General features: G+C 72.7%; 9 protein-coding genes and 2 pseudogenes. 7 read left to right on the forward strand and 4 right to left on the reverse strand.

Annotated elements, in window-relative coordinates:
* Positions 1-16 precede the first annotated feature (16 nt).
* The 4 genes from ABZ371_RS01230 to ABZ371_RS01245 all read left to right on the forward strand — a co-directional run bounded on the left by ABZ371_RS01230 (position 17) and on the right by ABZ371_RS01245 (position 2,421).
* On the forward strand, positions 17-427 hold the full coding sequence (locus ABZ371_RS01230; protein ID WP_358672505.1) for a cupin domain-containing protein: 411 nt from the start codon (positions 17-19) through the stop codon (positions 425-427).
* Between the two features lie 69 nt (positions 428-496).
* Positions 497-811: a hypothetical protein gene (locus ABZ371_RS01235; protein WP_358672506.1), complete on the forward strand. Its 315-nt coding sequence runs from the start codon at positions 497-499 to the stop codon at positions 809-811.
* 74 nt (positions 812-885) lie between these two features.
* Positions 886-1,386, forward strand: a complete 501-nt coding sequence (locus ABZ371_RS01240) for a cyclophilin-like fold protein (protein WP_358672515.1) — start codon at positions 886-888, stop codon at positions 1,384-1,386.
* Positions 1,387-1,653: 267 nt separating this feature from the next.
* Positions 1,654-2,421 carry a glucose 1-dehydrogenase gene (locus tag ABZ371_RS01245; protein WP_358672507.1) on the forward strand — a complete coding sequence of 256 codons (768 nt, stop codon included), beginning with the start codon at positions 1,654-1,656 and terminating at the stop codon, positions 2,419-2,421.
* Between the two features lie 102 nt (positions 2,422-2,523).
* Here ABZ371_RS01245 and ABZ371_RS01250 read toward each other — a convergent pair.
* The 3 genes and pseudogenes from ABZ371_RS01250 to ABZ371_RS01260 form a co-directional block, all read right to left on the reverse strand.
* Positions 2,524-2,799 (reverse strand): annotated as a pseudogene (locus tag ABZ371_RS01250) (MerR family transcriptional regulator); the annotation flags it as partial.
* Positions 2,800-3,114: 315 nt separating this feature from the next.
* Positions 3,115-4,143 (reverse strand): zinc-binding dehydrogenase, encoded by a 1,029-nt coding sequence (locus ABZ371_RS01255; RefSeq protein ID WP_358672508.1) that lies wholly within the window; start codon positions 4,141-4,143, stop codon positions 3,115-3,117.
* A gap of 35 nt (positions 4,144-4,178) precedes the next feature.
* Positions 4,179-4,556 (reverse strand): MerR family transcriptional regulator, encoded by a 378-nt coding sequence (locus ABZ371_RS01260; protein WP_358672509.1) that lies wholly within the window; start codon positions 4,554-4,556, stop codon positions 4,179-4,181.
* Positions 4,557-5,032: 476 nt separating this feature from the next.
* Here ABZ371_RS01260 and ABZ371_RS01265 point away from each other — a divergent pair, with 476 nt between their 5' ends.
* From ABZ371_RS01265 to ABZ371_RS01275, 3 genes and pseudogenes are all read left to right on the forward strand, one after another.
* Complete coding sequence (locus tag ABZ371_RS01265) at positions 5,033-5,377, forward strand: hypothetical protein (RefSeq protein WP_358672510.1); 345 nt, start codon at positions 5,033-5,035, stop codon at positions 5,375-5,377.
* A 396-nt stretch (positions 5,378-5,773) separates the two neighbouring features.
* Positions 5,774-7,009: a GNAT family N-acetyltransferase gene (locus tag ABZ371_RS01270; protein ID WP_358672511.1), complete on the forward strand. Its 1,236-nt coding sequence runs from the start codon at positions 5,774-5,776 to the stop codon at positions 7,007-7,009.
* A 53-nt stretch (positions 7,010-7,062) separates the two neighbouring features.
* A pseudogene (locus ABZ371_RS01275) lies at positions 7,063-7,191 on the forward strand (IS5/IS1182 family transposase); the annotation flags it as partial.
* Positions 7,192-8,195: 1,004 nt separating this feature from the next.
* Here ABZ371_RS01275 and ABZ371_RS01280 read toward each other — a convergent pair.
* Entirely contained in the window at positions 8,196-8,618 is a 423-nt protein-coding gene (locus tag ABZ371_RS01280; protein ID WP_358672512.1) for a hypothetical protein, read from the reverse strand.
* Between the last annotated feature and the right edge of the window lie 746 nt (positions 8,619-9,364).

Raw genomic sequence — 9,364 nt, forward strand, 5'->3', positions numbered from 1 at the left:
CGACAAGGAGCAGCCCGTGCAGATCACCCGCAGCTCGATCGACACCGCCAAGGGCCCGGCCGACTGGTTCACCGGTGACGTCTACATCGACCCCGTCGCCGCCGCGCCCGCCCCGTCCCGGGTCACCGCCTCACTGGTGCACTTCACGCCGGGCGCCCGCACCCACTGGCACCGTCATCCGCTGGGCCAGACCGTCTTCGTCACCGAAGGGGTCGGCCTGTGCCAGCGGCGCGGCGGGCCCGTGGAGGTCATCCGGCCGGGTGACCGGGTCCTGTTCGAGGCCGACGAGGAGCACTGGCACGGCGCCGCGCCGAACCGGTTGATGGTCCACCTGGCCATCAACGAGGGCGACGAGGACCACGACGTCGTCCACTGGCTGACGCCTGTCACCGACGAGGAGTACACCGCCGCCCCGGTGACCGGCTGACTTCCGTCCCGGTCGCCCCTGCGGCGCCCCTGCGGCCTGCTCTCCGTCTCCTCTCCCGAAAGGCTCACCGTGACCCCATGCGCCCCGGTCGGTGCCGGCCCCGGTCCGGGGCCGGCGACCGCCCGCCGCTTCGGCCGCGCGGATGTCGACATCGCCCCCGTCGCCCGCGGCCAGTACCGCCTCGACGGCCTGGCCGCGGAACTGGACCGGGAGGGTGTCCACGCCCGCGGCTTCGCCGCCGACGTGTGCGACCCGCAGGCCCTGATCGCGGCCCTCGACGCCGTGACCGCCACGCCGGGTGTGATCGAAGTGCCGCAGTGCAGCCCCGTGCCGCGGGCCGGCTCCACGAAGCCGCTGCCGGACACCTCGCCGCTGCCCGCATGAGGAGCCCGCGGCCCCTCTTCGCGAGCTCCGTGGTCGGCCCCGGTCCGGTCCGCCTGGCTTCGGCGGCGGCCCTGCTGCTCGCCGTGACCGCCTGCTCCACCGGCTCCGGGGAAGCCGCGCCACCCGCTCCGCCCTCCGCCTCGGCACGCCGGAAGGCGGCAGCAACCCACACACCACCCTCCGCGACGCCCACCTCGTCGCATCCCTCCGACAGGAGTACCGCCATGGACATCCGGGTCACTCTCGACGGCCACCCCGTCGAGGCCACCCTGAACGACAGCCCCGCCGCCCGCGACTTCGCCGCACTCCTCCCCCTCAGCCTGGACCTGGCGGACTTCCACGACATGGAACGGACAGCCGACCTGCCGCGCGAGCTGGACACCGCCGGTTCCCCCGCACCGGTCGCGGCCAGGGCCGGAGATATCGCCTACTACGCGCCCTGGGGCAATCTGGCCCTCTTCCACCGGGACGGGCCGGACGCCTCCGCGGACCTGCTCGTCCTCGGGCACCTCGACGTCAGCGCCGACCAGTTGGGCGAGGCGGACCGCATCACCGTCGAAGCCGCGACCACCTGACGCCGCCCGGCACCGAGGAGGAGAGATGCGCGTATGCCTCCCGCGGCCGCATCCGTACGGGCCAGCCGCTTCGTGGTGTCGGGGGCCTCGCCGCCGCCTCGTTCCTGACGGGTGTCACCGATCGCCCCGTCGCCGGACCGCCCGCCACCGCCTCTCCGGGCACTGACCGTCCTCGGCACCCTGCCCGCCGTGTCCGCGACTGTGCACTCGCGCCCTGACACACCCCGTACCCCATTCGCCACTCAGCTCCCGACGGGAGAGGACCGCATGAACCCCACCTACGACTTCACCGGCCGCGTCGCCTTCGTCACCGGCGCCTCCTCGGGCATGGGCCTGGCCACCGCCCGCGCCTTCGCCGAAGCGGGCGCCGCCGTCGGCCTCGCCGACATCGACGAGCACGCCCTCGACCGGGCGGTCACGGAGCTCACCGACGCCGGCCACCAAGCCCTCGCCCTGGTCTGCGACGTCACCGACGAGGACCAGGTCGCCGCTGCCGTCGACCGCACGGCAGAAGTCTTCGGCCGCGTCGACATGGCCTACAACAACGCCGGGATCATGCCCCCGCCCACCGACGCCGCCGACGAGAGCGCCGACCAGTTCGACCGTGTCAACGCGATCAACCTGCGCGGCATCTGGGCGAGCACGAAGCACGAACTGCGCCACATGCGGGAGCAGGGCAGCGGTGCCATCGTCAACTGCTCCTCCCTCGGCGGCCTCGTCGGCAACCCCGGCCGCGCCGCCTACCACGCGACCAAGCACGGCGTGATCGGCCTGACCAGGAGCGCCGCCCTCGAATACGGCTCCCGGGGCATCCGCGTCAACGCGGTGTGCCCCGGCACCATCAGCACCCCCATGGTCGACGCCATGATCGACGCCGGAGAACTCGACCGTCGGCAGGCCGAAGCAGGCCAGGCCATCGACCGGCTCGGCACCGCCGAGGAGATCGCCCAGGCAGTCCTGTGGCTGTGCAGCCCCGGTGCCGGCTACGTCACCGGAATCGCCCTCCCCGTCGACGGCGGATACACCGCGCGATGAGCGCGGGTCGGCACTGCCACCGCGGCCTGAGCCGGCACGCCGAAGCGGCTGCCGACGAGTCACGCCCTACGGACGGACGGACGGCCGAGCGAGGTCGGTCGGTCGGTCACGCTCGGCGAGCAGTCTTCTGTGGTGTCCGCGCAGGGCTTCCACCTCGTCGATCTGCTCGGCCGGAATACGGCCGACCTGGGGAAGCCCCGACCCCAGCGCCCGCAGTACGAGATTCTGCTGCAGGCGCAGCAACTGGCCTTCCTCGTAGTAGCGGTGGCCGTTGGCACCGGTCCTGGCCGGCGGCAGCAGGCCGATCTCGTCGTAGTGCCGCAGGGTCCGGGCGGTCACCCCCGACATGCGCGCGACCCGCGCGATCGGCCGGTCCACGGCCGCCTCCCGCACGATCGCCTCAGCGGGACCGGCTTCCCCGGCCCTGCTGAGGACGGTACTGCCCCCACCCGGGCTTGCTGCACCGCAGACAGCGGACCTGCCGGCCGCGGACCGGCCGGTTGCGAGGTGCTGAGGAAGGGTCGAGCAGAGCGGTCTCACCATGGCAGCGTTAGCGGCCGCCCCTTCTCGGCGCGGCACGCACGGAGTTGCCCACTTCGGCCGCCAGACGCGCGCTCGGCGGTCCCGGCGACGTGCTGCGGGGCGCAGTCGCTTCCGTCGGGACGGTAAGGGCGTCCTGCGGACCGCGGTGACTCACAGGCCTTCCCGCCGCCAGGGATCGAGTGCGTGCTTGCCGCGGGTCCGGCCGGCTTCGAGTTGTCGCAGCACTGACGGTCCTTCGGCCAGGGAGTGGACCTGAGGCGTGCCGGGCGGGTACACCCCCAGACCGACGAGGCACTCGAGCTCGACGAGCAACGACCGGTAGAGGGAAGGTGCCGCAGCCGCCAGCGCACCGATGTGCAGGCCCTTGAGCTGTACCTGGTGGGTGAACACCAGGTCGTGCGTGGTCACAGTGGCGTCGCCGGAAGCGGCACCGAACACGACGACACGACCGGTGAAGGGTTTGGCGACCGACAGGCTGACAGCGAAGGTCGCCTGTCCCACCGATTCCAGTACGAGGTCGACCCCGCCGGTCAGGCGGGTGATCTCCTCGGCCAGATCAGGGCGTCCGCTGTCCAGGACCTCGTCGGCACCGAGCGCTTCGACGGTCTCGTGCTTGCCCGGTGACGCCGTCGCGATGACGCGTGCACCGTAGTGCCGGGCAAGGCGGACGGCGGCCTGACCCACTCCTCCGGCCGCGGCGTGGACGAGCACCACCTCGCCCGCCTCGACCTCACCCAGGGGTCTCAGCGCCGCCAGGGCGGTGGCCCAGTTCAGCACCAGGCCGAGGGCTTCGGCGTCGCTCCAGCCGGAAGGCACCGGGACCACCCCGGCGGCCGGCATCGTCATGTACTGCGCGAAGGCGCCCGGCCCGGCTCCGACGACGTGGGTGCCGAGCGGGAGGGCGCTCTCGACGTGCGGGCCGACCCCGATGATCTCGCCCGCGGCTTCGAAGCCCGCCACGTATGGCGCCTGTGGGCCTCCTTCGTACGTCCCATGGGTCTGCATGACGTCAGCGAAGTTGACCCCGGCGGCGCCCACCCGGATGAGGTACTCGCCGGGCCCCGGGGTGAGGAGGCGCGGATCGGTCGTGAGGACCAGGTCTTTCGGCCCTCGGCGCGACTGCTGCACCAGCGCACGTACCGACCGGCCGGCGCTGCTCTGCTGTTCGTTGATCTCCATGCGGGCAACGTAGGACTCTCACACTTACGTCAAGGTCAAGCGGGCGATCGCCGGCCGGTGCGACGAGCCTCTCGTAGGTAGGCGTCAAGTGCCGCTTGCTGATTGCTGAGAATGGCTGCACGCGCGGCGAGGCGATCACGATGGGCCTGCACCTCGTGCAGGAATTCCGCGTGCGCCACGTCCGTGCGGCCATCGGCTTCGCCGGTGGGGCTGGGCAGCGCTTCCCTGATCAACCGGACGGGCAGCCCGGATTCCAGCAGCGAACGTACGGCGAGCACCCGGTCGATCGTGGACCGGCAGTAGTCGCGGAACCCGTTGCTCGACCGACCGGGGACGATCAAGCCCTCGTCCTCGTAGTACCGCAACGATCGTGCGCTGACACCGCTCGCTCCGGAAGCTTCGCTGATCCTCATACCCGGAGAGAACACCCCGGGGCAGGCCGATCTTCCGGCAACCACCGTCGTCCGGGGAGACGTGAGCGGCGAAGAGCGCCGGCCGAACCGGTCCGGCGCCGTCTGCCGTTCCCGGCCCGGAGCCCGTCGAACCGGTCGGCTCCCTGGCCGCCGAGGGGCCCTCCCGACCGCGACGCCGCAGGTCCTGAGCCCCGTGCGGTGAGGAACGCACCCTCCGCTGCTCCTCCCCGGGCGCGCTCGCCAGGTGGACTCCGGTGCCTTGCGATTCCAGGCACCCGATCCGGACGGCCGGGACGACGACGCCTCCGCGCGGGAGACGGTACGCACGTCGTGCGGGCGTGTCGCGGAGCGGTCGCGCCGGGGCTTCCGGTACGCGTCCACAGGCGCCCATCCCGGCATGATCTCGGCTTCCTCCGTTACCCGCGCCGGGCTCAGCCGTTGTGTCGATCATGAATACTCGACCGAAAGCGCGACGCGTGACGTCCGTGCTGGGCACCCTCGCTGTCACCGCGCTGCTCGCCCTGTCCGTACCCGCCACCACCGCCCACGCCGCCGAGTGCGGGGTCCGCTCGGACGGGCGGCTGTACTGCGGCAACACCGTCGGAGCGAAGGGATACGCGGACCGCTCCTACCGCTCCGCGACCCGCGGCACCCTCACCTCCGGATTCAGCTGGTTCGCCTGCTGGGGCCATGGCGACCCTCACCAGGGCGGAAACGACATCTGGTACTGGACGCAGCTCGACAACGGCCAGTGGGGCAACGTCCCCGCGGTGTCCGTACACACCGGCCAGGACCCCGCCCCGGGCCTTCGCGAGTGCTGAGCCGCATCGTGATCTGAACGCGCCGGTCGGCCGCAAAGCCGACCGGCGCGCGCAACTCTCGCGGGACCAGGCAGCTTCGGATCGGTCGGCCTCATGGTCGATCCGCGCACCCGGCGCTCACTGCCTCCGCGCCTGGCTCGGTGACGGTTCCGCCGCACCTACCGTCCCGGCGGCGGGCGAGGGGCACCCCGCGGCGGGGTGAGGGCGAGGGGCGAGGTGGTTTTGCCCCCTGGCCTCCCTCCCGCAGACACCGGCCGAGGCGGCGGGCACGGCGAGCCGGTGCCGTGGCCGGCCGGTGCGCTCAGCCGTAATTCGTTTGACCGGGCCACGGGCCGGCGCTGCACTGTGCCGGGACACCACGAATCGTGGTGCCGGTTTCTCGGGGAGGCAGCGGCAGTGACGGAAATCCGGTCCACGACCGATGAGGATCTCGATGTCTTCGTCGACACTGTGCATGCCGCGTTCGGGCGCTTCCCGGAGACCCCGGTGGAGGGCGGCGGGCTCTGGTGGTCGGCGCTCGAGATGGACCGGGGCCTGCTCGCCATGACGGCGGACGGACGGGCCGTGGGCACGGCTGCCGCGCACTCGTTCGAGCTCACGCTGCCCGGTGGGACACCCGTCCCTGTCGCCGGTGTGACCGCCGTCGGTGTCCTGCCCTCCCACCGTCGGCAGGGTGTGCTGAGCGCGATGATGCGGCGTCAGCTCGCCGAGGTGCGCGCCCGCGGAGAGTCCCTTTCCGTGCTGCTGGCTTCGGAAGCGCCGATCTACGGGAGGTTCGGCTACGGACCGGCCACCTACACCGCGCGGCTGACGGTGCCGCGCCCGCGCGCCGCCTTCGCCGTTCCCAGGGCCCGCATCCCGGCAGGCGCCCTGTCGCCCGGTTCGGACAACTCCGCGGTGGAGATACTGCGGCGTGCCGAGTGCGGCGAGATCCTGGAAGAGGTCTACGACCGGTACCGCCGCGCCCAGCCCGGCGCGCTGTCCCGGCCGCGCCGCTGGTGGACCCTGCGCGCGGGGCAGCCCCCGATCTCGACGGCACCGCGCTACGTGGCCTTCCACCGTGACGCCGACGGCGTCCCGGACGGGTACGCCAGCTACTCGATCGGCGAGGCCGACACCTTGACGGTCGACGAGACCATCGCCACCGACGATTCCGTCTTCGCGGCCCTGGCCCGGTTCCTGCTCGGGCACGACCTCGTCGCGAAGGTCGTGTTCAAGCACCTCCCGCCCGGGCACCCATTGCGCTGGCAGCTCGCGGACTTCCGCGCCGGCGAGGTGAGCGACGACACGGACTGGCTCTGGGTGCGGCTCCTCGACATCCCGCATGCGCTGACCGCACGCGGCTGGTTCACGGACGGCGCGCTCGTCCTCGACGTCGACGATCCCTTCCTCGGAGAACACGGCCGCTACCTGCTGACCGTCCGGGAAGGCGAAGGCCACTGCGTCCCGACGGACCGGAATCCCGACCTGTCCCTGGACATCAGCGACCTGGGCTCGATCTACCTCGGCGGCACCGCCCCGAGCACGCTCGTACGTGCCGGGCACGTCCGGGCCCACCACCCGGGCGCGGCCGGTCTGGCCGACGCCCTCTTCCGTACCGGCCGTCCCCCGCACTGTCTGCACTGGTTCTGACCGCGTAACCACCACCACGCACCGAGATCGTCGAAGCGGGTCGTCGCCGCACCCGGGCGTCGAGAAGTGCCGCAGGCGGCGAAGGGGCGGTCGACAGAGAGGAAGCGGGGGATCACGCCCTTGGCCGATCCCGTGGTGGGCCTAGCACGAAAGTCCACCTGGCCCGCGACGGGCGCGGCCGAGCACGCGAGGAAGTGGACCGCGCCGCTACGGCTCCGCGCCCCGGTACACCACGGCGAGGTCGTCGCGGGCGGTGAGCGTATGGGGGTGGTCGGGGCCGAGGATGCGTTCCCGGTCGCCGACGACGGCTTCGAGAAGGGTGATGGCCTCGGCGCTGCGAGCGGCAGGTGCCCCAGCGCCGTGGCCAGGTCGTCGACGGTGTCGTCGAAAAGGTGCCCGGCGTCGTCGTCGGACAGCCGGGTGCGGAGGTACGCGGCGGCTTCGCCGGGCGTGTAGACGTCGACCCGAACCCGTTTGCGCCCGTTGCCGGTGAGGCGCGCGTCGTGGAGTCGTGTGGTCCCCAGCACCCAACCGGTGCCGGTCCGGCTGGCCGGCCACCAGGGGCCCATTCCGGTGGGGTCGGTGATGTCGTCGAGGACGACCAGCCACCGCCGTCTCGTCGTCGCCAGCCACGCCGACAGCGCCCGCGCATCCGACTCGGGATCCTCACCCGTCGCGCCGGGTGCGGCGACGAGGCCGGCGGCTTGGGCATAGAGGGTGATGACCTGCCGGACGTCCACCGCGGGTGCCCAGAGGACGAGGTCGGTGCCGTCGTGGAGGGCTTCGCCGGCGAAGGCAGCGGCCAACTGCGACTTGCCGACACCGCCGCCGCCCGACAGCACCTGCGTCAGCACCGCCGACGGCCCCTGCCCCCGCGCAGCACCCACCTGGTCCCGCAGTGCGGCGCGCGGTGGGAACGCACTGGAGAGGTTGGGGACGGAACCGATTTCGAGCGGCCACGTCATCGCGCGCGGGGCGTGCCAGATGTGTGTCTGCCGGTTGTCGACGACCTGACTGCCCGGCCCGAACGCGTTGTGGGATGCGTCGCCTCCCACCGCGGTCCCTCCACGGCGTGCCGTCACCCGCACGTGCTGCTCGGGCTCCCGCCGGACCTCAGGAACGGTGTCGGGCGCTCGTACCGTCTCAGCCGCTTCGTCGTCCCTTCGGCCGCGTCGCCATCGGGGCGTCACCGGCGTTCGCTGTCGTCGCCGAGCGCGTTGTCAGTGACATCGCCGCCGGCGGCGAGGCCGTCCCTTCCGGCCCGTACGTCCGCGTCCTGACCACCCGCAGGGGCCGGTGCACTCCGTGTCGGGGGTGCCACGACTGTCGACCGGTCGCCGACGGCGTTGCCGGTGATGCTGCCGCCGGCGGCGATCCCTCCCCGCCCGCTGCGGACCCGACGCCCGCCACCACTTGTTCCGGGGCTTCGGACGAGGGTGATCACGGCGAGGACGAAGGCGGCGAGGCCGATGACGGCGCCGGTGACGCTGGCGGTCCGGTCGGCCATGTCCGGGTTCACCACGAGCGCCACGATGAGCCCTGCCGACACCACGCCCGCTACCACGGCGAGCACCCATACGGCGACGCGCGCCGCCCCCGGAACTGCCACAGCTCCACCCCCGCGATTGTGTCCGATGCCCCGGCAGAACGGCGGTCTCGACGATACCGCCGACGGCGCTGCTCGGCGGTCGGAAGTCGCGCGGTGCGGTGCGGTGCGGTCGGAGGGCGGTGGCGCGGCATCACGGGTGGGTGTTACCGACCTCCCCCGCCCCGGTCAGCTGCCCCACCGCACGATTCCACCGGTATGACACACGCCGGAGGGCCCCCGGCCGCACCGACGGGTCAACCCGTGGCCCGGGACAAACCCGAAGTAGGCAGGAGGGCTTGACCCACTCCCGCGACGCCCGTGCCGGTGGCCGGCAGGTGCTCCGCCGCCCCCGGGGTTTCGGCCGGCGTGACGCGTTCGAGGCCCGTGCGGTCGGTGACCCGGCGCAGCGCACCCCGATCGGTGACATCGGCCGCGGCGTGAAACGGGGTGCACGCCGCGTTCCGCGTCCAGCGCTGCCACGAGATGCCGGCCGGGCGCTGCCGGTGTGCGTCCCGGCGATCGACACGCCGGCGGTGGCCATCGCCGGCGTGTGCTGCGTCGCGCAGCGGGTTAGCAGGACTCGGACCTACGAGCCAAGGGTGACGTCCACCCTTTCGGCCGGTCCGCGCTCTGTCGCGCTGCCAGACTCCCCTGAGGGAACACGCCGGTGGGGCGTGGGCGAGGCGGCGTGGGGCGGCGAGGCAGGGTGGGCGTGACCGAGGGGAGTGCCACCGGCCGTACCGCCCCGGTCGGAGCACAGCGGGGCC

This window comes from Streptomyces sp. NPDC005899, from assembly GCF_040629645.1.
In the GTDB taxonomy this organism is placed as follows: Bacteria; Actinomycetota; Actinomycetes; order Streptomycetales; family Streptomycetaceae; genus Streptomyces.